Raw genomic sequence first — 24666 nt, forward strand, 5'->3', positions numbered from 1 at the left:
TCTCCGGTCAACAGGTTATGGTGCGGACGGCCTCAGCTTCCTTGATCCTGAGATGGAACTTCTGCTGCACGCGGAAGACGTGCTCGCCCTCGGCAGAGGTTTGCAGATACTTCACGGCGATATCCGAGGGCACGACGATTTCAACCGGTGCACCCAGCAGGGACACAAGGACTGCCTTGTCCTGGGGCAGGGTGCTGGAACGCAGCAACGGCCCGTCCAGGAACGGGAGAATGCTGTCACGTGGCAGTACCATCGAATTCGGCAGCGGGGTCGTGACCGCACGGAACAGACCGTTGCCCATCACACAGGCATAGGGGCCCAGATAGCCATGCGTTTCTAGCGTGCTGATGCCCTCGACGACGGCCTCGAAAACATCGGTTCCGCTGTAGTTCTTTTTGGTCGTGGATTTGGTTTTGCCTTCGCCCGCTTCAAGCAATCCCGGATATTTGCCACCGCCGCTGATCGTATAGATCTGCGGCAATGAGGCGTGCGCGCCGCCGGCGTGTTTGGGGGCCTGTCCGGTGCCGGGTTGACCGTTGAAAATGATGTCATCCTCTACCCGTGCCACAACGGCGGCCGCTCGGCGGAACATGATCTGAGCCGCCGTCAGTTCCGGATCAGCCACCTGTGCGCCTTTCAGGTACACGTTCACCGATACGGTGGTAAGGCGCAGCGTGTCATAGTCGTTCACGTCAAGACGTTCTTTGGATGCACCAGATGAGTTCTCGACCAGATCCAGCTTGTTCAGCGGGACGGACTGCGTGTCAGCGGGCAGCGGTCCGTACAGGGGCAGGAAACTGGCGGCCACTCGGGCGCGAAGCGCCTCATCATGGACGGCCTTTTTCACGGCGCTCCACTGATCTTCATTCCAATCCAATGCATCGGTCATTGCAAATCCCTCTCGGTGCTGCTGCCCAATTTGGCGGGGCAGTCAATCTTGTTCATTTTTCTTCTTTCAATCTGCCCAGCAGATCGCGGGCCCGCTGCTCCTGAACAACTCCACGGCAATCCCGCGCAAGCGAAAGCGCTTTTTCCGCCTCGCTGATTGCAGCGTCCAAGTCCCCCTTTGCGGCAAAAGCCTTTGCTCGCACACGGTGATATTCAGGTTTGTTCAACGTCTCGCCGCGCTCCCAGCCGGGAATGCAAACGGTTTCCAGCCGGTCCAAAGCCTGATCAACATCTCCGTGATCAATCATCAACTCAGACAGAACAATCTGATTCTGAGGAAAAGTAAAGTTTCCACCAGATTTGGAAATCAGGTTCATGCATGTCTCGATGCGTTCCGGAACACCTGCGATATCGCCCTTTCCGGCCTGCGCGAGACCCATATAGATGTCCTGCATCGCGTGAAGGTAAAGAAACCCTTCCTCATCCGCGACTTTTCTGGCTTCTTTCATCGTTACGTCAAGCCGGTCCCATTCCCCCGCATAGGGCAGGAACATGCTGCAAGCGCCCATCACGTAGACAAGGTTGGGTGCGTGGTTCAGCGCTCTGCTGACCTCGATGGATTCCAGACGCGCGGCCTCGGCTTTTTCGAACTTTCCTTGTTGCCACAGCAGGCATCCCTGAATGGCCAGCAATGACGCGGCAGTGGAAGACTGGGTCATGGGCATCATGGCCATATCCAGCTCGGGTGTGATCAGGGCGAATGCGCGTTCCAGCTGTTGTTCGCATTCCGAAAATTCCCCGCGGAAGTAATGAGTAAAGCTCAGCGCCCGTGCCGCCAGCACATTGGCGACGGGGTCGTCGGACATGCCGGCCATCATATCCAGCGCTTGTCCCATTTCCATCGCTCGGTTCATCTGACCGGCAACAAAGAAATGGGTCCAACGGCAGAAGGTTGCGGCAAAAAGCGTCTCGCCGTCGCCCAAAGACTGGGCCAGTTCCATCGCCCGGGCGGCAGTCTCGCCGACCTGATCGGACGACCATCCGTAAATCGCCATATAGGCGGGCAGAATGTTCATTTGAACCCGAAGTTCGAAGCCATCGCGATCCGCGTTGACCTTCATAGTTCCGATGTTGCGCAGGGCGGCCCGGAAAGCGGAAATCGCGGGCAGGTTTGCCAGTCGGGACAACGCCAGTTCACCTGCCGTGACCCAATTCGTGACAGCCTCATCCTTCAATCCGCCAAGATCGCAATGATGCGCGACAGTATCAGGAGCCGGGCTGCCGAATGCTTTGTGACCGTCCAGCAATGCTTGGGCGATTTTCAGATGCACCTTCTGCCGGTCTTCCCGCAGTAACGAATTATAGGCCGTATCCTGAACCAGCGCGTGGTTGAACGTGTATGTGGCCGACCCTGAATCGCTGGTGATCAGCACGACGCCAGCCGCCATAAGCTGCATGAGGGCGCTTTCCACATCCATGTCTTCATGCGCCACCGCGTGGATCATCTGAGCGGTGAAACTGCGCCCGATGACCGATCCGAGCTGGGCGACTGGTTTAGCATGTTCCATACGGTCAAGACGCGACATCAGCGAGTCCTGAAGGGTGGCCGGGACGCTCAGCGCATCCAGAACCTCGGCGTTGATCGGGGCATCCTGGGGCAGCTGGTCCAGAACCGCCTTTGTCATTTCTTCGATATACAGCGGCACGCCATCCGCCTTTTCGATGATCTGCCTGATCAGGATGACAGGCAGGCTGTACGGCTCGGCCACGCGCCGGACCAGTTCGGATGCCTCGGTATTGCCAAGCGGAGACAGATCAATGCGCGCGGCTCTGCTTTCGAAATGTTCCGGAGGTTCGTATTCAGGTCGGTGCGACAGAACCACCAGTACCGGAAAGTTGCTCAAGGCGGATGCAAGCGCATCCAGTACATCCAACGTGGTCGCATCGGCCCAATGAACGTCTTCGACCACCAACAACAACGTGCCGCGCCTGTCACACAGGCTGCCCAGACTGCGCAGCATCACGTCAAGGGATTTGCGCGCCTTCTTCAACGGGTCGGATTCTGACGGGGCGCCGGTCTCGATACCTGCCAGATCCAGAAGAACGGGCAAGTCTGCGTCACTCAGCCGTGAGGCCGATTGCACGAAGTCCGAAATCGCCGCCCGGATACTGTCATTTGATTTGTCGCCGGAAACGCGCCTCAATTCTCCGACAATGGGGTGCAGCGGAAGACTGGTCAGGTGCGGGATGCACTGCAATGTAAAGGGTTTGACCCCGATTGTTTCAGACAGTGACTTGATCAGCCTCGACTTGCCGATTCCCGCAGCCCCCCCGACAAGCGCCAGCCGGCCCGAGCCTTCCTGCGCTTCGCTCCAAAGCCGGGTCAGGGTTGAAAGATCATCATGCCGGGCGACAAGATCGACCGCGGATTGACCCACCCGCGCGTCGAACCGGCTGGTGGACATGATTTCCGACACCACGCGATACACTTTGCGCTGATTGTCAAAGCCTTTCAGCTCGTGGCTGCCGCGTGGCTCGAATTCAAAGGCACCCTGGGTCAGCCTCCGGGTCTCTGATGAAATGATCACTTCACCCGGTTCGGCCAGCCCTTGCAAGCGGGATGCAAGATTCGCCGTTTCACCCACCAGAAAGTCCTGAGATCCCAAGCTTTTCGAAGAAACAACGCCCACGACAACCATTCCGGTCGCAATGCCTGCCCGCAGGTCAAGCTTTTCTCCAAACTCGTTTTCAAGGTTCTGAACGGCCTCGATAGTCTCCAAAACGGCTCGTACGGCCCGTTCGGCATCATCTTCCATGGCCTTCGGGTATCCGAAATACACCATTATGCCATCGCCCTGCCGATAGGCCAGATGGCAGCCGTGCTGTTTCAAGGTGCCGATCGCCGTATCCAGATACAGGTTCATGATCTGCATCAGGTCTTCCGGATCATATCGCTGAGCCAGCCGTGTCGACCCCACAAGATCGCAGAAAACCAAAGTCAGTTGCCGACGCTCGGCCTTGGACTGGACTTCGGGCCGCTTCGACGCTTCCTGCGATTTCAGCCTGGCCTGCGCCTTTCGAAAGCGCTTCCTTTCACCAACCGTCAACCCGAGATCACGCAGTTCCGGATCAGTCAATTCGTCCAGAATGTCGTCGTCCACGCCCTCTCTCTGAAACAGAGTGGCATAGTCATTCAGATCTGCCAGATGAAGGACTTTTGAAATGCGTGGTGATGCCTCAAGGACTCGCGTCATTGGCTTGCGACTCCTTCCATAACTGTCCCCCTGTTTTCCCCTTAGTACATAAACATAATGTATATGTATAATCCAAAAATAGAGAGGAATTCATGCTGAATCCATAGCAGGAACAGATGGCACTGTTAACTTGTTACATTGATTGACCGATTTACTTCATAATTACCACACCGTCACGCGCTTTTCCTTGAATATCATAAGGTTCAAGTCTCAAGTTGACTTCACTGGCAAGGTTTTAGGGGGACCGGATATGCCGGTCTGCCCTGACGCCACGTCACGGCTGAATGAGGTTCAAAAGTGCCGTCGCCGACATGAGATACCGGGCAGAATAGCAGACTCGACCCCGGCACCAGCAAGAAGCCGAAGCGCGCTACGAGCAGATACACTTACGCTCCGGCGCATCCCGTATTTTGCCCGCCCGTTCTTCAATGGGATACAGGTATCAGGGAAAGCGGCTCAAAGATCTGAGATAAGCTAGGAAACATCCGGTATCCAGGGCGGATCTGGCTGTGGATGAAACCCTATTCCTCGGCCACGGCTCTTACATGGGCCGCAAAAGACGGGGCCAGCATCAGGGACTTGCACCGCTCGAACCGGTTCGTGGCATAGGCCCAGAAATCTTCGGCGGGGTTTTCATCCGCATGCTGAATCAATCCCCATAGCGTCCACAGCAGGTCGCACATGGCTTTGTATATCACCATGCGCCCGATCTGAGCCTCGTTCGGCGGGCCGTCGAAATAGGCGGTTAGCATTTCCAGTTCCTGTTCGTGGTTCAGCCCGGCTTCGACCGACAGATCACCCAGATCCCAAAGGGCATCGTTCATGCCTGAATACTCGTAATCCACGATCCACATGCGCTGGCCGTCATCCAGAAAATTCTCGCACAGCGGGTCGCAATGGCTCGGGACCAATGTCCCGGGTTTGTCCCGCAGCACCTCGCGGATCGGGGCCGCCTCGGCCACGACGTCCGCGTACCCGTCCGGCAGGGTCGCGTTTTTGTCCGCAACCACCTTCATGTAGTCGTTGATCATCGAAAACAGCTCGAACCGAAACTTGAACGGCTCGGGGGCATCGTGCAACTGCCTCAGCGCCTTTCCCGCGCGGGCGGCAGACCCGGGGCGCGTCGCAAACATCTCGGGTGTCATCGTCACGATGTCGGGCACGCAATCACTGATCATCACGCCGGATGATGCGTCTGCCCACAGAACTTCGGGGCCGACCCCGGCTTTTGCGGCCACCTGCGCGTTGTGGATTTCAACCGCGCGGTCGATATAGGCTTCGGTGCCCTCGCCGGGGATGCGCACGATCACCGGCCTTGGCCCGCCTTCGACGCGGTAGACCAGATTGGTCAACCCGCCCAGCCGGTTGGTGCGAAGGCCCGACTCGGCAAGGTTGTCAAACCCCGCCACATTGCGAAGGGCCTGCATGATCTCAAGTTTCGGCTCGGTTTGCATCGCTCTCTCCCTCAGGCTTTCAAACGGCTGTTTGCCGGGTCGTAAAGCGGTCCGTCCACATGCTGGATAGGGTGACGCTCTCCGAACACTTCCACTTCGAATTCTGACCCACCAGCCAATCCCGCAGGCAGATAACCGTAGAGGACGGTCTTGCCGACGGTAAACCCATAGCCACCACTGCACGCCAGCGAGACTGTCTTGCCGGAATGCAGTATGGTCTCTCCTCCGGTGATCGGCAGCCGCTCATCGGTGATGAACGTGCAGAGCTGCCGCTCGGGGCCGGTCGCTATCTGCGCCTCCAGCACCGGTCGCCCGATGAAGCCCTGTTTGGATTTCAGATGGACCCGCGCGCCAAGGCCCGCTTCGATTGGCGAATAGTCGGGGGTGATGTCGGCGCTCCAGTAGAGATAGCCTTTTTCCAGCCGCAAGGACTCGATGGTGCGGTAACCGATGTCGCGGATGCCATGGCTTTGGCCGGCTTGCCAAAGCAGGTCATAAACATGCAGGGCGAACTCGGTCGGGATATGCAGCTCCCATCCCAGCTCTCCGACGTAACCTATGCGGATCGCGCGGACCTTTGCCGTTCCCAGGGTGATCTCTCTGGCCGTTGCAAAGGGAAACGCATGGTTCGAGACGTCTTCTTCCGCGACAGCCTGCATCACATCCCGCGCCTTGGGGCCGCAGATATTGATGACGGCGCGTGCCGACGTCATTTCGATCAGCTGCGCGCACCCGTCGCGGGGCAGGTGACGTCGGATCCAATCCGCGTCATGCACGCCGAATCCGGACCCGGTGACGATGTAAAAATGGTCCCGCCCCAATCGGGTGACGGTGATATCGGCTTCAACCCCGCCGCGATTATTGCACAATTGGGTGTAGATCACCGTGCCATCCGGCTTGTCCATATTTGAAACGGCAAGGTTTTGAAGGGCCTCCAGTGCGCAGGGGCCGATCAGTTCGAACTTTGAGAAGCTGGTTTGATCGATCAGAACCACGTCTTCGCGCGCGGCCTTGTGTTCCTGTTCGGCATAGGTTTTCCAACCCGGCGACAGGAAATCCAACTGATCCACCGGCTCTACACCGGCCGGAGCGAACCAGAGCGGCCGCTCCCAGCCATTCTTGGACCCGAACACCGCGCCATGTTGTTTCAGCCGCTCATGCAGGGGCGACAGGCGTAGGTCTCTGGCCGCTTCCGCCTCCTGCCCCGGATATCGCATCTTGTAGTGATGCGCGTAATGCTCGACCGCGCGAGGATACATGAAGGCGCGCGTGGCGTGATGAGGACTGAACCGGCGAACGTCCAGAGGCCACAGATCAAGGCTCGGGCGGCCTTCGACAATCCACTCCGCGATCATCTCTCCTGCGCCACCACCTGCCGCGATGCCGTACAGAAATCCGGTCGCCAGCATCAGGTTTCGAAGTTCAGGCGCCCATCCCATGACAAAATCGCCATCCGCGGAATAAGGGATGGGGCCGTTGATCACCTGCCGGATTCCAACCGTGTTGACGACCGGCGTAACCTGACCTGCCAGTTCGGCAAGGGGGGCAAACCGCTCCAGGTTGTCGGGCAAAAGCTGCCGGACAAACGCGCCCGGAATACCCCTGTCGCCGAATGGCAGCGTGTTGTCCTCATACCCGCCGATCACAAGCCTCCCGCCTGCATCCGGTTTGTAATACACCAGCCGTTCGGGATCCCGTAGGGTTGGCAGGCGTTTTACAAGATCGGCGTCGGGCAGGGGTTCAGTTACGATGTATTGATGCTCGACGGCACAGGCCGGAACAACGACACCGAGTTTCGCGGCCAGGTCGCGGCTCCACATTCCGGCGGCCAGAACGACAATGTCCGCTTCATAGTCCCCTTCCGATGTCATCACTTTGGTGATGCGATCGTTATGGATCTCAAAATCGGTGACCTCTACGGATTGGCGGATCCGGGCACCGTGCATCCGGGCACCGGACGCAATTGCCTGACACAAGCCTGCGGGATCGACATGACCGTCCGACGGGATGAAGGCCGCGCCTTCCAGACCTTGCGCGTCGACATAGGGGAAAAGCGCCTTGGCCTCGGCGGCCGAGATTATTTCCATCTCCAGATCAAAGCTGCGGGCCATTGTCGCCAGGCGCTTTGCTTCCAGAAGCCGTTCCTTGGTTGCCGCCAGGCGCAGGCTTCCGACTTTCTTCCAGTCGAATTCCATCCCGGTTTCTTCGGCCAGACGATCATACAGCGCCACGGACCGTTTCAGCATCCGCGTCGTGTTGCGAGATGACCGCAACTGCCCGACAAGCCCCGCCGCATGCCAGGTGGCCCCCTCGGTCAGGGATGCCCTTTCCAGAAGAACAACATCCGTTTCACCGGACCGTGCGAGGTGATACGCGATAGAGCATCCGATGATGCCCCCGCCAATGATGAGATGTCTGACCGAATGCGTTGTCATGCGCCCACCCACTTCAAATGATATGTTGTCATCAAAAGTCGCAAAACAACAAAAAGCAACAAATATGTTTGAAAAATGTTGAAGTGGGTCGCTTGAACAGCGTCAACCTTGCAAGTAACCTGATGAAATCAACAAATATCGCGGCGCTTCATGTCGAAATACGAGCAAGACATCCTTAGCACGGTAAACCTGCATGGGCGAATTTCGGTCATGGAGCTGGCGCGCATTCTCAAAGTGTCGGACCAGACCGTAAGGCGAATCGTGAAGCCGATGGTCGCCAAGGGCAGCCTGTCCAAGGTGCATGGTGCATTGGTCAGCACTCAAAATGTGCTGGATCCTCCGTTTCTGGCCCGCATGGCGCAGAACCGTGCCGCCAAAGTCGCGATTGCCGACGCCGTTGCGGCGCGGATACCGGACGGTTCGGCCATTGCCATCGACACGGGGTCGACCTCGGGCTTCATCGCTCAGGCACTTCGCGCGCGCAAAAACCTCACTGTGGTGACAAACTCGGCCTTCATCGCCGCCACGTTGTCGATGGAAGAGGGCAACAGGGTCTTCATGGCGGGAACGCAGTTGCGCAACCACGACGGCGCCGCTTTCGACCGGGTCGCCTATGACGTAATTGCAGGGTTCTCGGCCCGGACTGCCATATTGTCGGCGTCACTGGCGCATCCCAGCAAGGGCTTCATGGTCTATGATCAATGCGAAGCTGATATGGCCCGCGCGATGTCTGATATTGCGGACCAAACCTTCATGGCGGTTGATTCCACAAAATTCAACGAGGCCCAGACCAGCCCGGCTTTGCGCCTGCCCGGGTTGACAGAAAAAGACGTGCTCATCACCGATCGCACATTGCCCGCATCCTTCCAGTCCTTGCCCGGAGATGCGGAATTGGTGATAGCGGGCGTGAAATCACAAGAAGACAGTCATTGACTTGGTGACGACACTGCCCGGCCCGACGTAACTAGCCGGTTCCACCGAAACGGTGAAACCGGCTGTGTTTCAGGCTGTTGCGCCCTTGATGCGAATGGCAGTGCCGAGGCTGCCTGCACAGACGCCGACCACAATAGCGATGATCAGTTCCAGTGGCTCTACATGCGCAAACCGGAAGCCTGCGAAAACCAGCGTTTCGAATACGCCGACTGCGCCGCCCAATGCCGCGCCCAGCCACAGCTTGCGGGTCATCATGCCTAGCGCCAGACCGAGTATGCCGGGCAAGCTCAGGACGTTGCCACCGATGGTTCCAAGTAACTCTAACATCTCTGCCCCCACATCAATTCGAACTGTTGTTCAGGAAATCGCGGATGTCGTCACCCGCGGCAGCGTGCTCCTGCACAACTTCATCTTCCAATCCAGCAGTAACCTTTTCGTATGTTTCCAGATAGTTGGGTGGCAGGCTGTGGGCGATACCCTGGTGGCAATCGATACAGGTCATACCGTTGTCGATGGCGCGTTGGTGTTCCGAGGCAGCGCGGGTTTCCTGAATGGTGAAGTCCATGTAGTCAAAGTTGTGACAGTTGCGGCACTCGCGGCTGTCAGACGCTTTCATTTTCTTCCAGACGGCCGAGGCCATCGCCAGGCGGTGATCCTCGTATTTCTCGGGTGTGCTGATGGTGCCCACCAGTTCATGATAGACGTCCTTCACGGCCATGATCTTGGCTTTGATCTTGTGGTTCCACTCATCCGGAACGTGGCAGTCTGAGCAGATCGCACGCACGCCGGAGTGGTTGTTGTAGTGGATCGTCTCGCGATACTCACCCAGGTTCGTTTCCATCGTGTGACACGAGACGCAGAACTCTTCGGTGTTGGTCAGTTCCAGGGTCCAGTGAAATCCGCCCCAGAACAGGATACCGGCCAGAAATCCGGCAAGGATCAGAAAGCCCGAGCTGAACATTACCGCCGGCGTCCAGATCGCGTTCCAAAGGCGACCCAGAAAGCCGCGTTTTTCGGGGGAGTCTGCCATGTCGGTGCTCCTTTCAATCTTGTGTTGAATCAGTTGCCGGTCGAGGGCTGGAACACGTTTTCAACAAGCGGCGGCGCGTCCGCCTGCGGAACGTGACATTGGTTGCAGAAATAACGGGTCCCGGCGACGCGATCCAATTCGCGGCCTTCGCGATCCAGATAGTGTGTCATTGAAAGGGTCGGCGCGTTACGCTCACCTGCCTTGGACCAGTCATGGCAGGACAGGCACTGATTGGTGCGCACATCAATCTGATATTGCTCGATCGAATGCGGAATCAGCGGTGGCTGCTGGCGATAATTACGTTGCATCCGTCCTTCGACATTTTTGTGAATCTGATCCAAAGGGATCGGCTCGTCTACGTCCGCGCCCCGCAGCGTTTCGACTTGAGCGGACTGGGCAAAGGCCCATCCGCTCAGCAAAACTACGGGTAGAAGGGCAATTCCGCCTGTAACGATTGATCTTTTCATCTTGGCACTCCCCTAGATAGGTCTGGCAGCGCGCGGCTCAGGCGCGGCAACTGGATCGGAAGGTTGAACGACATGGTCGTCGAACCGGTGAGTAAAGTTGAAGACGTCGACTGCGCAGACATCGATGCAGCGTCCGCAGTTTGTGCAGTCGGGTGACAGCATCAGGGGCGAGCTTCCCGGTTTGCCTTTCAGCGCGGGTGAGATCACCTGATTTTCAGGACAGACCGCATAGCAATCCATACAGTCATCACAGGCCGTGCGATTGGCGGCACTGACCCGCAGCAGGCTTTTCGACCCGATCAACCCGTAGAACGCGCCCACCGGGCACAGATGGCCGCACCAGCCATGGCGTGAGACGAAGACGTCAAACACGAAGATGGCCGCGATCATGGCCCAGACAAAGCCCATGCCGAATACCAGCCCGCGATGCAGCATGGTGATCGGGTTGACCAGCTCCCACGCGATCACACCACTCAGGCCCGAGACCAGCAGCACGGTTGCCAGAATCCACAGCCGGGTGCCGCGCTTGGGTTGCCAGCCTTTCGGCAGGTCCAGTTTGCGGTGCACCCAGTTGGCCGCGTCTGTCACCGGGTTTATGGGGCAAACCCAGGAACAATAGACACGGCCACCAATCAGGGCATAGACCACCAGAACGATCAGCCCGCCGATCAGCGCAGTCACTTCGGGCCAATGACCTGCAACCAAGCTTTGCATCAGGATGAACGGATCGGTCAAAGGCAGCACGCCCAGCGTCAGTGATCCTGCCAAATTGCCCTCGACAATCCAGATGCCAAACCACGGGCCCAGCAGAAACAGAACCAGAAAGAACAGCTGGCTTGCGCGGCGCATCAGCAAAAAGCGATGCGCCCCGATCCACCCTTTGCTTTCAACGGCCTCCTGACCGACGGGCATGTGCGTGCGAGTACTCATTGCCCCACCCCCGGCAGATCATATTGAGGCGCAAAACCGCCGGGCGCGGCAAGATTGTCGGTTCCCGGTCCGGGCAAACGGTCCGGCAGATCGATGATCCCCTCGACCACCGGCGCGCCTTTGGCGGCTTTTTCCTCCCAACCCTTGCGGTAATGCTCGGCCGAACTGCCGCGCGCCAGTCGGGCAGGCAGCACCTTGATGGCGGCCTCGGGCAGAACACAGCTTTTCTCGCACATGCCGCAGCCGGTGCAGCGGTCGGCATGAACGGTGGGAATGAACAAAGCATGATGACCCGACCGGGTATTATGCGCCGTCTCCAACGTGATCGCCTCGTCAATGACGGGGCAGACGCGATAGCAGACGTCGCAGCGCAGACCGAGGAAATTCAGGCAGTTTTCCTGATCGACCAGAACGGCAACACCCATCTCGGCATCGTCGATATTCTCCAGCCCGGGGTCCAGCGCCCCTGTTGGACATGCGGCGACACACGGAATGTCGTCGCACATTTCGCAGGGAACATCCCGGGCGATGAAGAATGGTGTTCCCGTCGCCACCGCATCCGAGCCAAGCTCGGCCAGTTTCAGGGTATCGTACGGGCAGTCCCGCACGCATAAACCGCAACGGATGCAGGCCGACAGGAACTCCTTCTCGGGCAATGCGCCGGGCGGGCGCAATGCATCGGCGGGCAGGGCGCGGGCGTCGCGGGCCAGATAGGCCAGCAACGATCCGGCGACCACGCAGCCGCCCGCCGCCCGCGCCGAGTCCTGCAGGAACCGGCGCCGCTGCGGCGAAAGGGGTTTATCGACAAGAGACATGGGAACGACCCGTATGATCCTTGCTGGTTACGCGCGCTCAACCTTGCAGGCGCACTTCTTGAAGTCGGTCTCTTTCGACAGCGGGCAGGTTGCGTCCAGCGTCAGCTTGTTGGTCAGCTGGTGCTCATCGAACCACGGCATAAAGACCAGACCGCGCGGCACCTTGTTCCGACCCCGTGTTTCAACACGGCTGGTGACCTCGCCCCGGCGGGTCGACAGAACAATCTCCTGACCCCGGCGCAGACCCCGATCCTTGGCGTCCTGCGGGTGCATGTAGACGACAGCGTTTGGATAGGCGCGGTGCAGTTCCGGTACCCGGCGTGTCATCGACCCTGAATGCCAGTGTTCCAGCACGCGACCGGTGCACAGCCAAAGATCGAATTCCGCATCCGGCTCTTCTGCGGCAGGTTCATAGGGCGCAAAGATGATTTTGGCCTTGCCATCCTTGTGGCCATAGAATTCCACGCCAGCACCTTCGGACACGTAGGGGTCATAGCCTTCGCGGAAACGATAAAGCGTTTCCTTGCCATCCACGACCGGCCAGCGCAGACCGCGGGCCTGGTGGTAGGTTTCGAATGGTGCCAGATCATGCGCATGGCCGCGCCCGAAGTTGGCGTACTCTTCGAACAGACCTTTCTGCACGTAAAAGCCGAAATGCTCGGATTCGTCATTGTCAAAGCCCTCGGCAGTTTCCGACAGCGGAAACTTGTCGACGCTGCCATTGGCAAACAGGACGTCATACATGGTCTTGCCACGATGCTCGGGCATGGCGGCCAGCAATTCTTCGCCCCAGACCTCTTCGACGGTGAAGCGTTTCGAGAACTCCATCACCTGCCACAGGTCCGATTTGGCCTCGCCCGGTGCCTTGACCTGCTGCCGCCAGAACTGGGTGCGGCGTTCGGCGTTGCCATAGGCGCCTTCCTTCTCGACCCACATGGCGGTGGGCAGGATCAGGTCGGCGGAAACCGCAGTGACCGTCGGGTAGGGGTCTGAAACAGTGATGAAGTTTTCCGGGTTGCGATAGCCGGGATAGCCTTCCTCATTAATGTTTGGCGCAGCCTGCATGTTGTTGGTGCACTGAACCCAATAGGCGTTCAGATCACCATCCTTCAGCTTGCGGTGTTGCAGCACGGCGTGGAAACCGGGCTTGTCAGGAATGGTGCCAGCGGGCACGTTCCATGCGGTTTCGCAGATCTCGCGGTGCTTGTCGTTCATCACCACCATGTCGGCGGGCAAGCGGTGGGCAAAGGTACCAACCTCGCGCGCCGTACCGCAGGCCGACGGTTGACCGGTCAGCGAGAAGGGCGAGTTGCCGGGTTCCGAAATCTTGCCCACCAGCAGGTGCACGTTATACATCAGCGAGTTCACCCACGACCCACGGGTATGCTGGTTGAAGCCCATGGTCCACAGGCTCATCACCTTGCGGTTCGGATCGGCATATTGCTGGGCCAGACGCTCCAGCTTGTCCGCCGGAACACCGGACAGTTCCGAGGTGTATTCCAGCGTGTATTTCGAAACGGCTTCGGCATATTCCTCGAAGCTGATCGGCTCCAACTTGCCCGAGTTCGGGTTTTCAGCCTCTTGTTGCAGGGGGTTGTTGTCCCGCAGGCCGTAACCGATATCGGTGGCGGTCTTGGTGATGTTGACGTGGTTCTTGACGAACTCTTCGTTCACCGCGCCATTCTGGATGATGTAGTTCGCAATATAGTTCAGGATCGCCAGATCGGTTTGCGGTGCAAAGACCATGCCATTATCGGCCAGCTCGAACGAGCGGTGCTCGAAAGTCGACAGCACATGCACTTCGCAACCCGGCTTCGTCAGGCGGGTGTCGGTCAGGCGCGACCACAGGATCGGGTGCATCTCGGCCATGTTCGATCCCCACAGCACGAAGGTATCGGCGTGCTCAAGGTCGTCATAGCACCCCATCGGTTCATCAATGCCGAAAGTGCGCATGAAACCAACCACGGCCGAGGCCATGCAGTGACGCGCATTGGGATCAATGTTGTTCGACCGGAACCCGGCCTTCATCATCTTCGCGGCGGCATAGCCTTCCCAGACCGTCCACTGCCCCGAACCAAACATCCCCACGCTGGTCGGGCCCTTCTTGGCAAGGGCCTCTTTCCATTTAGCGGCCATCACATCAAAGGCTTCATCCCAGCTGACCGGTTCAAACTCGCCATTCTTGTCATACTGACCGTTGGTCTTGCGCAAAAGCGGTGTGGTCAGGCGGTCTTTGCCGTACATGATCTTGGACAGGAAATAGCCCTTGATACAGTTCAGGCCCCTGTTCACCGGTGCGTCGGGGTCACCTTGCGTGGCCACCACTCGACCCTCTTTGGTGCCCACCAGAACCGAACAGCCTGTACCGCAGAACCGGCAGGCAGCCTTGTCCCAGCGAATATCGGGCGCGCCGACCTGAGCGTTGGCCTGACCTGCGGCCATGGGAATGCCCGCAGCCGAGGCAGTGGCTGCCGCTGCGGACGCTTTCAGAAATGTACGACGGGATTCAGAGATGGTCATTGCATGGGCCTCCTGCTGGACGGTTGGCTTGGAGCATCAGGACGCGGAGCCGTCTCCGCGAGATCTTCGAAATGGTGATAAGTCAGTGACAGTGAGATCACTCCGGGGATCTGGTGCAGATCCATGATGGTGTCCGAGGCCAGCCTGTCGGCCGTATCCTCGACAACAACTACAAAACGGCCGTCCTCGGCTTCGGCATGAAGCTCGACGCCCTGAGTTTCGGCCATCGCCGCGCGTGCGGCATCGGTGTAATCGGGGGCGATGTGGACCAGACAGCCACAGATGTTCATTGGGTCACCTCCGGGTGGTGTGGGACGGGGCGGTGCATCACGATCGCCCCGGCGGGGCAGGCGGCGGAACAACTACCGCAACCGATGCAGGTTTCTGTTTCAAGCGCCGGTTCCGCGCGTCCGCCCAGTTGCAGGCGAAAGCGGATGGCATCCTGTTCACAATTGTCCTGACACAGGCGGCAGCTTACGCCGTTGGTCGACAGGCAGCTTGTGTCATCGATTCGTGCGCGCCATGGCCATTCGGCAACACGTTCGGTCAGCAACGCCGGGGTCGGACAAACGTCGGCGCAGTCACCACACAAGGTGCAACCGCCTGCGGACAGGTCCAGAACGGGGAAACCGGCATCGTCGAATGTGATGATGTCTTCAGGACAAGCCGCGGCGCAGTCTTCGCAACGTGTGCATAGATCGCTGAAGCCAGTTGCTACTGCCCCCGGCGGACGGATCGTATCTGGGTCCTCCCGCAGGACACGCGCGCTTAGAAAAGCGCGTCTGCTGGTCATCTGGCTCATAGCTGGCGACTCGAAATTGGATTGATAGGTTCGCGTCCTTACTTCCTAGCTGCCTTCAGCAGCGCACGAATTGACCTATATCATACTTTTTCGGATTTTTTTTGTTCAGTCTGAGATTTGTAATTCTTCATTAAACGTTTAATTCGATACGGGCGTCGGGGAAGAACGCTAGGATCTCTTTGGCTCTGTCGGCGGATGCCGCGCAAAGCGCAGTGGACAACCCATCCGCAATTGCCGCTTTCGGGGAAGAAACCGAAACGGTCCTGTCGTGGTTTGAAGGCCCATCCAAGGTAATGATGTGCCCGACGCCTTGGCCGAGCTGAGTCGCCAGCGTTGAAGATGTCGCCACTGCCCGATCGCTCAATTCAATCCGCTTCAGAACCGTTTGGTCCGGCGCCGCCAATCCAACTTTCCATGGCGCACCGTCACCAGGCGCACCCAGGGCGGCAACCTCTCCCATATTGACCAGAACATCACGCAGACCATAAGCACGCAGCAGGTCGGCGATCCGGTCGGTGATCGCGCCCTGCGCTATACCGTTCAACGTCAGCGCCGATTTTCCGGGCAGCGGAAGGCGAATGGCCGAGGCGTCGAAAATTACCTTTTCCCAGCCTATTGCCTGTTGAACTTCAATTAGATCGTCCGGGCGCGCGCCCGCAGCCAATGCCGCCCACACGGGTTGAATGCTTGGATCAAATGCGCCACCCGATGCCTGATGCAGCGCTGTGCTGAGGCTTAGCACCTTCAACAATTCAGGAGCGGGCGCCGTCAGCACACCATCGCGGTTCAACCGGCTGAGCTGCGATTGCGGACGATACAGGCTGAAGATGTCTTCCAGCCGGGCAATCTCGGTCTCCATGGCGGCCATGATGGGTGCAGCTTCGGCGTCCGTCAGACCCACAAGGCGCAGGCTGGCGGTGGCACCCAGCGCGGTCCCGTGCCAGCGCGCGTCCGAGGCCGCAAGTGGTGTGGCCGCAGCACAAGCGGCTGAGATGATCAGAAATCGGCGGCGCGACAAGGCGGTCATACGGGGGTCTCCAACGACAGTTCAAGATCGACAGGGCCAAGCACTTCGGTGTCCGGAATGTCCGGCAGGCCCAGTGCCGTTCCGCCGTAAATCTCAATGAATGCCTGTGCATCGGCAGGATCGGCAAAAGGCACCACTTCGCGCGCACCCATGCCACCTGCCACATTGGCGCCGACAACAAAGGTTGCGCCATCCGCGGCGATCCAGTTCGAGATACCCGGCTGCCGCCAGCTTGGCGCAATACCCATGTCGCTGACATAGACGGCTGTGATGTCGGCATCACGTTCAGGGCTTTTGAGGTATGCCACCATGTCGCGCACTTGCGCAAAAAACAACGGTGCGGGATATCCTTCCAGATGGATCTGCCCCTTGGGGCCGCCATGTTCGGCGATGTTCATCTGGCAGAAATAGCTCAGCGCGTCCGGGGTCAGATCCACCGGATCGGGGGCCTCGGCCAGGTCTTCCTTGCAGGCTGCCAACGCGACCAGCGCGATCAAGGCGAGACGCTTCATGGCTCGACCCTCCGGAATGCCAGCCGCGCCAGGGCAAAGCCGATCACCGGCCAGATCAGCAGCGATGCAGGCGCGGCCCAGACGGGCAAGGCCTGTGCCGCCCCGCTCATGCCGGATGCCATGGCCACGCCTTCCGTCGCGGCGATGTTCCACAGACGGAATGCGTCGGCCGGGTTGGCGACCATCACCCAGGGAAAGACGGATTGGGTGAAGCTGCCGCCCTTGTCCATGACGACGGCCCCCAACAGGCCCAGATCATAGAGGACGACAAAAACCAGCCAGAGCCCGGCCGACATCCCCGCCGCCGCCGTGGCCCCCTTTGCCAAAGCGGACAGCAGGTATCCCAGCGCCAGAAACACGGCGCCCAACAGGATCGAGGTGAGGATCAGGCGCACCAGTGCCATCAGGCTTTCCGGTCCGGCCCCGCCAAAGAACGCGGCCACCGCGCCCGCGGTGCCGAAACCGACCGTCATGGCAAAAGCGAGAGCGGCCAGATGGGCAGTGAACTTGCCCAACAGGATTTCTCCGCGTCCGGCCGGATAAGACAGCAACAGCGACAGGCTGCCCCGGTCCACGTCTCCGGCGATGGCGTCGAACGAGATCATCAGCGCCAGAAGGGGCGCGAGGTAAACCGACAGCGTGGTCATCGACGCAACCGAAACGGTCAGCATGTCAACGCCCAGCGTTCCGGTTGGCGCACTGCCTGCAAAGGTCAGCGCCAAGGCGAACAGCACCATGATCAGCGTGGCGACCAGCAGCCAGCGGTTGCGGCGCAAGATCAGCATTTCTGTGCGGGTGATGGCGAGGAAGCGGGTCATTGCAAATCCTCCTGTGCGTAGTGGCGATAGAGGTCTTCCAGCTTGGGCGGGGTCATTTCCACATCCGCCACCGCATCGCCCAACCCGGCGATCCGGCGCAGGGCCTCCATTTTGTCTTCGGGTGAGCAGAGCAATTCAACAGATGCCCCATTGATCCGGCTGCCGCCCAGTTCAGCGGCCAGCACATCTGGATTGGCGCTGGCGCGTACCTTCAGGTGGATCGGTAGACCGGCCAGAGCCGACAGATTGTTCAGGGTGTCGTCGGCGACCATCCGACCCTTGCGCATGATGGCGATCCGGTCGGTGCGGGCCTCGACCTCGGTCAGCGCGTGTGAGGCAATCAGAACGGCGGTGCCTTGGGCAGCCAGTTCGTCGATGATGGCGTACAGGTCCTGCCGAGAAATCGGGTCCAATCCGCTCGTCGGCTCATCCAGCAAGGCTACTTTCGGTTGGCCCAGCAACACCTGCGCCAGTCCCAGACGTTGCCGCATGCCTTTGGAATAGGTTCCGATCCGACGGTCCAAAGCGTCACTCAGGCCGACACGATTCAGCAGGCCGGACACATCGGCTTTTGCGCCTGAAAGCTGCGCAAACAGGGTCAACTGCTCACGCCCGGTTAGCGCGGGATGAAACGACACCGCTTCGGGCAGATACGCTGTTTCGCGCCGGGCCTGAGCACTACCGGGGGTGGCGTCTCCGATCCGAATGGCTCCGCCATGGATCGGCGTCAGGCCGAGGATGGATTTGATCAGGGTCGACTTGCCCGCGCCGTTATGGCCCAGCAGCGCAACGCGCTGGCCGGGGGCAAGAGACAGGGTGATATCGTCAAGAACGCGGGTTTTTCCTCGGTCCTTGAGAACATGGTCGATTGACAGGGCCTTATCCGTCATGAGGCACCTTTTTCATAGCTGGGGGTTCAGGGGCTTGCATCAATGGGTTGCTGTCCATCACGCCGCCCGGCAACAGGGCCGGGAAGGCGGATTGCGACCAGCGCACCAGTTGCACGGCGGGGGAGCCGAGCAGTAATTTGGCTGCGGGTTGGGTCCACAGCACATGGTCCATCGAGTCGTTTGGCCGATACGGGGCATCGGCGATGCCGTTGCCATCCACGTCATAGGCGGCAAAATCGGACCAGTAGTTGCCGCGCCCGTCTTCGGACCACTCGACCCATTTGGTCGAGACGTATTTCACCTGTGTCCGGTTCCCGATGAAGGAATTGCCAACGATGCGGTTGCGTTCGCTACCGGCGGTAAAGTGGATGCCGATGCCGCATCCCTGGAACCAGTTGTAGGTGAATTCGTTCTTGTTGGAGTTATAAAGGAAGGTGCACTTTTCCTTGGCACCGATCACCACGTTACCGGTGATCTGACTCTTGTTGGCATAGTTCAGCATCACGCCATGTTCACGGTCACCGATCGAAACGTTGTCTGCGACCTTCACATTGGTCGTGAACATCACCGCATAGCCCAGATCGTTGCCGATCGAGACATTGTCGCTGACCACCGAATTATCGGCATACATGTAATGCACGGCAAAGCGCAGATCGCGGAACAGGTTGCCGGTAAAGGTATTCTTCTTGGACGAGTTCACAAAGATTCCGTCGCGCCCATAGCGGATATCATTGTCCTCAACCCGCGCACCGGGTGCATTCCAGACATAAACGCCATTGCCACGGTCATTCATCCGCTGGTCCTGACGCCCTTCGATCCGGTTGCCACGCACGATGCTGTCCTTGGCACCATGAATGTCGATGCCGTAAAGATTGCCCAGCAGTACATTGCCTTCGATCACCGGCGCGCGGGCCGTCTTGGTCAGCTGGATGCCACTGTCGATCCCGTCATGGCTTGAGCCCGAGCCGATCACTGTCAGGCCGCGCACGGTCACGCCCGGGCCGGTTACGGTGATGACGCTGCCGGTGCCTTGCCCGTCAATGGTGGCCTGTCCCAGCCCGTCGATGGTGACGGGCCGGTCCAGAACCAGATGCTCGGCATAAAAACCGGGGCTCAGGCGGAGGGTATCTCCGTCCGCCGCCTGAGCCAGTATTTCATTGATGGCCCCCGCCCGGTTGGGCACATCCCAGTCCGCCGCCCAAAGGGGCGAGCCGAGCAGGAGCGGTATGAGCAGGGGCCAGCGCATGGGTCAGGCTCCTTGCGGTTCGACCAGCATCCGGCCGCGCATTTCCATGTGCAGCGCATGGCAGAACCACTGGCAATAGAACCAGTGCACGCCCGGACGGTCGGCGGTGAAGGTGACCGAGGCGGTTGCCATCGGTGCGACTTCCATCGCGATTCCGTAGTTGCCCAGGCAGAAGCCGTGGGTCACGTCGTCCACATCATCCAGGTTGGTGATGTAAACCGTGACCTCGTCGCCCTGTTTGACGGTGAACTTCTCAAGGCTGAAGGTCGGCGCCTGCGAGGTCATGTAGACCCGCACCTTGTTGCCGTCCCGGATCGGTTCTTCCGCACCTTCTTCCAGATCGATACCATCGGCTTCGGCCTGTTTGCGGGCGTCTTCCCAGGTAACGTCGTTGCGATCCCAGACGTTGACCGGGTTCACGATGTCGCTGCGAACGATGATCGAGTCGTGCGGCTCGGCAAAGGTCGGGCCGTCGTGCACCACTTTCATCTCATCCGACGAAATGTCGATCAGCTGTTCGTTCTCGGGTTTAAGAGGACCCACGTTCAGGAAGCGGTCTTTCGAGAACTTGTTCATCGAAATCAGCCACTTGCCGTCGGCATCCTTGGTCTCACCCATGGAAGTCGAGTTGTGACCCGGCTGATAATGCACGTCAACCTTCGAGATGATCGGGTCCACGTCCTCGCCATTGTAGGCGCGGATGGCCTTGTCGATGTTCCACTTCACGATCTGGCTGTCCAGGAACAGCGTGGTGAAGGCGTTGCCCTGACCATCATAGGCGGTGTGAAGCGGGCCAAGGCCCAACTGCGGTTCACCTACGATGCAGGACCGCGGGTCGGCGTCGCTTTCGAACAGGGCGTCCAGCTTGGTGACGTCCATGATCGAGACGGTTGGCGACAGCTTCCCGTTGATGCAGACGTGCTTGCCGTCTGGCGCGGTGTTGATGCCGTGCGGAGAGTTCGGGATCGGGATGTAACGGGTGTATTTCTTGTTCTGCCCTTTGCGCCCGTCCAGAACCTTGACGCCTTTCAACTCCTGATAATCGCCGGCTTCGATACCTTTTTCGATCTCGGCGATGTTGAAGACGACGACGTGGTCCAGCTCGTTCTCGGTCATCTCGGCCAGGTTCATTCCCATTTCCGAGTTGTACGAGGTCGAGAAGGCGTATTTGCCCTGATAGTCGCAGTCGGTGTTGTCGAGGTTGCCCGACACGATCACCTGCCACGCCACTTCCATGGTATCGCCGTCCAGCGCGGTGAAGATGTTCACGTATTGCGACGGATCGTCCAGCACGCTGCCATCGTTGACCAGCGGTGTTTCATCTTCACCATTGGCAAAGACATAGCCGGTGCGCGGGAATTTCTGCGGACGCAGACCGTGGATCGCCTTGGCGTTCGGGATCTCGGTGATCTTGTCGCATTTCATCACGTCACAGCGGACACGCGCGACGCGGGTGTTGGCCTTGTCGTTCATGAACAGATAGCGGCCGTCATAGGTGCCGTCGGTGAACGACATGTGCGGGTGGTGAAGGTCGCCGTTGTCATAGGTTTTCATGCCGCGCTTGGCGAGAAACTCCTTGGTTTCAGGCAGCAACCCTTCGGTCATGATCTTCAGTGACTCGTTGGTCTGACCCCAGCCCGTGGCCGAGCAGCGGTTGAACACCGGCACCCGCATCAGCTCGCGCATGGATGGGAAGCCCAGAATGCGCAGCTCGCCGGTCTGACCCGAGGACCAGAAACCGTAATACTCGTCCAGTTCGCCCGGTTCGAGATTGGCATTGGCCGCGGCGCTCGCCTGCTTCGCGGTCATCAGGGTCGAGCCCAGACCGGTCCCGGCCAGCACGGCACCGGTTGCTGTTGCACCCAGCATCCCACGGCGTGTGACGGTTAGTTTGTTGTCATGTTCCGACATGTTCGTTCCTCCTTTTAGGAAACGGATTGCGGTTTGGCGTTCGGATGGTTCGCCGGTGGTTGTCCGAGTGGGGTCTTCATCTGGACCGACCCTGTCTTGGCCCGCCGTTTCAGCTGGCGGATAACGACAGGACATTTGTCCTCGGACTGGTAGAGCACCTGACAATGCAGGCAGGTGACGCACTCGTTCGGATTTATCTCACCGGTGGGGTGGATCGCCTGAACGGGGCATTCATTGGCGCAGGTCTGACAGGGCGTGCCGCAATCCTTGTAGCGGCGCAGCCAGTCGAACATGCGAATTCGGGCAGGGATCGCCAGTGCGCCGCCCAGCGGGCAGAGATAGCGGCAATAGAACCGTTCAATAAACAGCCCGATCCCCAGCAGGGCCAGCGCAAAGACCACGAAAGGCCAATCGCGCATGAATTTCAGAATGATCGCCGTTTTGAACGGCTCGACCTCGGCATATTTCTCGGCCAGCGGGATCGATACGAAACTCAGGCCAAAAAGACCCAGAAAGATCATGTATTTCGCGGGCCACAAGCGTTCGTTCAGACCCCAGGGCAAAGTCCATTGCGGCACTTTGAACGCCCGCGCGATCTTGTTGGTCAATTCCTGCAACGCGCCGAACGGACACAGCCATCCGCAATAGGCCCCGCGACCCCAGAACAACAGCGCGGCGGCGACGGCGAACCATTGAATGAACACCAGCGGGTCCAGCAGGAACGCATCCCACGAGAATCCTGTGCGCAGGCTGCCTGCCAGTGCCATCAGGTTCACCACGCTCAGCTGCGCGTTGGCGTACCAGCCGATGAAGAACAGGGTCATTGTCAGGTAACCGATGCGGAACCAGTAGAAGACCCGCGCATTCATCGTCGCGTGGAACTGGAAGAAGAACGTCGCGGTCAGGACCAGCAGCATGACGCCGAGAACGGCGATTTCAACAGTGCGATCCTTCCAGATGCGCTGCCACAGGGCAGCCTTGGCGGCGGCTTCGCCGGTCGCATCCTCGACAACCTTAGAGGCTGCGACGGGCAGCAGGTAACGGTCGGGCAGTTTGTAACCCAGATCGAATGTCAGAAAGGTTTTCTCAACGGCACCCACGGCACGCTGTACCAGCAGTTGCAGGCGGAACGGCTCGGTCGGGTCGAACTCGGCATCGGCGGGGATCTTGAAGATGTCCAGCTCTGTGAAACTGGGCGCATCCGGGGCTGCAACCTTGCCAAGGCGTACTTGCTGTTTGTCGAAGAACCGGACCGAGATGTCGCCCTGGATCAACTGGATCCGATCGAAAATTCCGCCGCGTACATAGCCTGACCCCTTGAAACTGTAGGCACCGCGCCCCAGCACCAGAATGGCCTGTTCGCCCTCGTCCAACCAGTTCACAAGGTTCTGGTACTCGGCGTCGCCCAGCAGTGACTTGCCGATCGACGGAACCGAGACAAGCGCCATATGCATGTCGATGAACGTGTCATCCGGTTCACCCGGTTCGGGCCGCTTGATCGCGCGCTGGTCTCCGGTGGCCTCGAAGGCGGCATTGACCTGCCCGACATCCAGCGTCAGCCGACGGATCGAGCCGTCGCCCGAAAGGGTTGACCAGTCATGGACCGCATTCTGCGCCATATCGACTTCGCGCTTTGGCCCGTCGGCCTGCAACGGTGACAGGCCGCCCAGACCCAATGCACGCGCCACCTTGATACCGCCACGCACAAGGCTGTCGTCGATCACCATGATCGTGACCGTCGCGCCCGAGATGATGTCGAGGTCGTGCCCCTCACCCCCGGTTTCGGCTTCAACCTTAAGGTCAAGGCCCGCATAGCCTTCGGTCAATTCAACCATGCGGGAATTGGGGATGCCGATCAGCACGATGGGTTCCGAGTGCTTGACCAGTTGCACTCCGGTCAACACCGCGTCGTTGTCGATGGCGGCAACGACGTGGATCGGTTTGCCGGAATAACCCGTCGTGCCAACAAAGTCCGAGGTCAGGAATGCCCAGGCAATGATCTCGCCGCCCTTCAGGACGGGGGCGACCTTGACGTCATCGCGCACCGGGCCAAAGGCATCGGCGCCGGGGGCCAGATCGGCAGGTTCGATGTCGGGCAGGAAACTGGCCAGGCTGTCGGCATGGGCGCTGATCGCCATCAGGCAGGACAGAGTGAAAGCCAGCAGGAAATGGATTGCGCGACTTACGACCACGGCGCACCTCCGGTTGCTAGGGTGGACGCCACGGACGCGCGCAGGGCGCGTTCAGATTCTTCTTGGGTCGCGAACGGGGGGCCTCGGGTTTCGGGCCACAGTCGCCTTGAGTTGTACAAAATGCACAGATCCCCGATTGCAGCGGGTACTGTCCGTACATTTTCGGATTGCATCAGCAGCGGCAGATCCGGCAGCGGGGCTGCCGTTGTCACCGCGCACAGCGCGCAATCGGCGCATTTCGGGCAAGGCGCGGTCGGGTCATCAGTGCCTTCCTCAAGGTCCACTTCAACCCAGACCGCCCCTGCCTCCGAGCAGATCTCGATCCACATGCTGTCCCCGGGACTCGCCAGCACCGGGCCAAGCATCTGCAAAAGCAACAGGAAAATACCCACCAAACCGCACACCGCGCGGGACACGCGATCAAACAGGCTATGCGGGGGGCGGACGGTAGGCATTGAGAATCCAGCTCGGCGTTCTTTTCTGAAACTTAGGGGATTCTTTCAGGCAGAAACTTGACTTAGGTCAGGTGCCTGAAAATTTGC

21 protein-coding genes are annotated in these 24666 nt (G+C 59.4%); 1 reads left to right on the forward strand and 20 read right to left on the reverse strand.

Features of this window, described 5'->3' with window-relative positions; translation table 11 throughout:
• Nucleotides 1-7 precede the first annotated feature (7 nt).
• The 4 genes from ACR3E6_RS19850 to ACR3E6_RS19865 all read right to left on the reverse strand — a co-directional run bounded on the left by ACR3E6_RS19850 (nucleotide 8) and on the right by ACR3E6_RS19865 (nucleotide 8031).
• Nucleotides 8-889: an encapsulin gene (locus ACR3E6_RS19850; protein WP_480488943.1), complete on the reverse strand. Its 882-nt coding sequence runs from the start codon at nucleotides 887-889 to the stop codon at nucleotides 8-10.
• 52 nt (nucleotides 890-941) lie between these two features.
• Nucleotides 942-4142 (reverse strand): adenylate/guanylate cyclase domain-containing protein, encoded by a 3201-nt coding sequence (locus tag ACR3E6_RS19855; protein ID WP_171635853.1) that lies wholly within the window; start codon nucleotides 4140-4142, stop codon nucleotides 942-944.
• A gap of 521 nt (nucleotides 4143-4663) precedes the next feature.
• Nucleotides 4664-5596 carry a choline/ethanolamine kinase family protein gene (locus ACR3E6_RS19860; protein WP_480488945.1) on the reverse strand — a complete coding sequence of 311 codons (933 nt, stop codon included), beginning with the start codon at nucleotides 5594-5596 and terminating at the stop codon, nucleotides 4664-4666.
• Nucleotides 5597-5607: 11 nt separating this feature from the next.
• Nucleotides 5608-8031: a GcvT family protein gene (locus tag ACR3E6_RS19865; RefSeq protein ID WP_480488947.1), complete on the reverse strand. Its 2424-nt coding sequence runs from the start codon at nucleotides 8029-8031 to the stop codon at nucleotides 5608-5610.
• A 150-nt stretch (nucleotides 8032-8181) separates the two neighbouring features.
• On the opposite strand from ACR3E6_RS19865, the gene ACR3E6_RS19870 reads away from it, so the two are divergent.
• Nucleotides 8182-8964 (forward strand): DeoR/GlpR family DNA-binding transcription regulator, encoded by a 783-nt coding sequence (locus tag ACR3E6_RS19870; RefSeq protein ID WP_171723676.1) that lies wholly within the window; start codon nucleotides 8182-8184, stop codon nucleotides 8962-8964.
• Between the two features lie 69 nt (nucleotides 8965-9033).
• On the opposite strand, the gene ACR3E6_RS19875 is transcribed toward ACR3E6_RS19870, so the two are convergent.
• The 16 genes from ACR3E6_RS19875 to ACR3E6_RS19950 form a co-directional block, all read right to left on the reverse strand.
• Entirely contained in the window at nucleotides 9034-9291 is a 258-nt protein-coding gene (locus ACR3E6_RS19875) for a hypothetical protein (RefSeq protein WP_152460390.1), read from the reverse strand.
• Nucleotides 9292-9304: 13 nt separating this feature from the next.
• Nucleotides 9305-9994, reverse strand: a complete 690-nt coding sequence (locus ACR3E6_RS19880) for a NapC/NirT family cytochrome c (RefSeq protein ID WP_171635858.1) — start codon at nucleotides 9992-9994, stop codon at nucleotides 9305-9307.
• Between the two features lie 29 nt (nucleotides 9995-10023).
• Nucleotides 10024-10461, reverse strand: coding sequence for a nitrate reductase cytochrome c-type subunit (locus ACR3E6_RS19885; RefSeq protein WP_152460388.1), 438 nt, complete (start codon nucleotides 10459-10461; stop codon nucleotides 10024-10026).
• Between the two features lie 12 nt (nucleotides 10462-10473).
• A complete protein-coding gene (napH, locus tag ACR3E6_RS19890; protein ID WP_171723678.1) occupies nucleotides 10474-11391 on the reverse strand; it encodes a quinol dehydrogenase ferredoxin subunit NapH in 918 nt (305 codons plus the stop codon).
• A complete protein-coding gene (gene napG / locus ACR3E6_RS19895; RefSeq protein WP_171723679.1) occupies nucleotides 11388-12206 on the reverse strand; it encodes a ferredoxin-type protein NapG in 819 nt (272 codons plus the stop codon). Before napG ends, napH begins: the two co-directional genes overlap by 4 nt.
• Before the next feature lie 27 nt (nucleotides 12207-12233).
• Nucleotides 12234-14726 (reverse strand): nitrate reductase catalytic subunit NapA, encoded by a 2493-nt coding sequence (gene napA / locus ACR3E6_RS19900; protein WP_480488950.1) that lies wholly within the window; start codon nucleotides 14724-14726, stop codon nucleotides 12234-12236.
• A complete protein-coding gene (locus ACR3E6_RS19905; protein WP_152460384.1) occupies nucleotides 14723-15016 on the reverse strand; it encodes a chaperone NapD in 294 nt (97 codons plus the stop codon). The genes napA and ACR3E6_RS19905 overlap by 4 nt, the downstream gene beginning before the upstream one ends.
• On the reverse strand, nucleotides 15013-15528 hold the full coding sequence (gene napF / locus ACR3E6_RS19910; protein ID WP_480488952.1) for a ferredoxin-type protein NapF: 516 nt from the start codon (nucleotides 15526-15528) through the stop codon (nucleotides 15013-15015). The genes ACR3E6_RS19905 and napF overlap by 4 nt, the downstream gene beginning before the upstream one ends.
• A gap of 130 nt (nucleotides 15529-15658) precedes the next feature.
• Nucleotides 15659-16555, reverse strand: a complete 897-nt coding sequence (locus ACR3E6_RS19915; protein ID WP_480488954.1) for an FAD:protein FMN transferase — start codon at nucleotides 16553-16555, stop codon at nucleotides 15659-15661.
• Nucleotides 16552-17067, reverse strand: a complete 516-nt coding sequence (locus ACR3E6_RS19920; protein WP_209834050.1) for a nitrous oxide reductase accessory protein NosL — start codon at nucleotides 17065-17067, stop codon at nucleotides 16552-16554. The genes ACR3E6_RS19915 and ACR3E6_RS19920 overlap by 4 nt, the downstream gene beginning before the upstream one ends.
• Nucleotides 17064-17885: an ABC transporter permease gene (locus ACR3E6_RS19925; protein WP_480488956.1), complete on the reverse strand. Its 822-nt coding sequence runs from the start codon at nucleotides 17883-17885 to the stop codon at nucleotides 17064-17066. Before ACR3E6_RS19925 ends, ACR3E6_RS19920 begins: the two co-directional genes overlap by 4 nt.
• Nucleotides 17882-18775 (reverse strand): ABC transporter ATP-binding protein, encoded by an 894-nt coding sequence (locus ACR3E6_RS19930; protein WP_480488958.1) that lies wholly within the window; start codon nucleotides 18773-18775, stop codon nucleotides 17882-17884. Before ACR3E6_RS19930 ends, ACR3E6_RS19925 begins: the two co-directional genes overlap by 4 nt.
• The gene (locus tag ACR3E6_RS19935) at nucleotides 18765-20021 is read right to left on the reverse strand and encodes a nitrous oxide reductase family maturation protein NosD (protein WP_480488960.1); all 1257 of its coding nucleotides are present in this window, start codon (nucleotides 20019-20021) and stop codon (nucleotides 18765-18767) included. Before ACR3E6_RS19935 ends, ACR3E6_RS19930 begins: the two co-directional genes overlap by 11 nt.
• Nucleotides 20022-20024: 3 nt before the next feature.
• A complete protein-coding gene (nosZ, locus tag ACR3E6_RS19940) occupies nucleotides 20025-21932 on the reverse strand; it encodes a TAT-dependent nitrous-oxide reductase (protein ID WP_171723686.1) in 1908 nt (635 codons plus the stop codon).
• A gap of 14 nt (nucleotides 21933-21946) precedes the next feature.
• The gene (locus ACR3E6_RS19945) at nucleotides 21947-24070 is read right to left on the reverse strand and encodes a 4Fe-4S binding protein (RefSeq protein WP_480489171.1); all 2124 of its coding nucleotides are present in this window, start codon (nucleotides 24068-24070) and stop codon (nucleotides 21947-21949) included.
• A gap of 44 nt (nucleotides 24071-24114) precedes the next feature.
• Nucleotides 24115-24579 carry a DUF2946 family protein gene (locus ACR3E6_RS19950; protein WP_216600140.1) on the reverse strand — a complete coding sequence of 155 codons (465 nt, stop codon included), beginning with the start codon at nucleotides 24577-24579 and terminating at the stop codon, nucleotides 24115-24117.
• Between the last annotated feature and the right edge of the window lie 87 nt (nucleotides 24580-24666).

The organism is Ruegeria sp. AL3 (assembly GCF_056536065.1).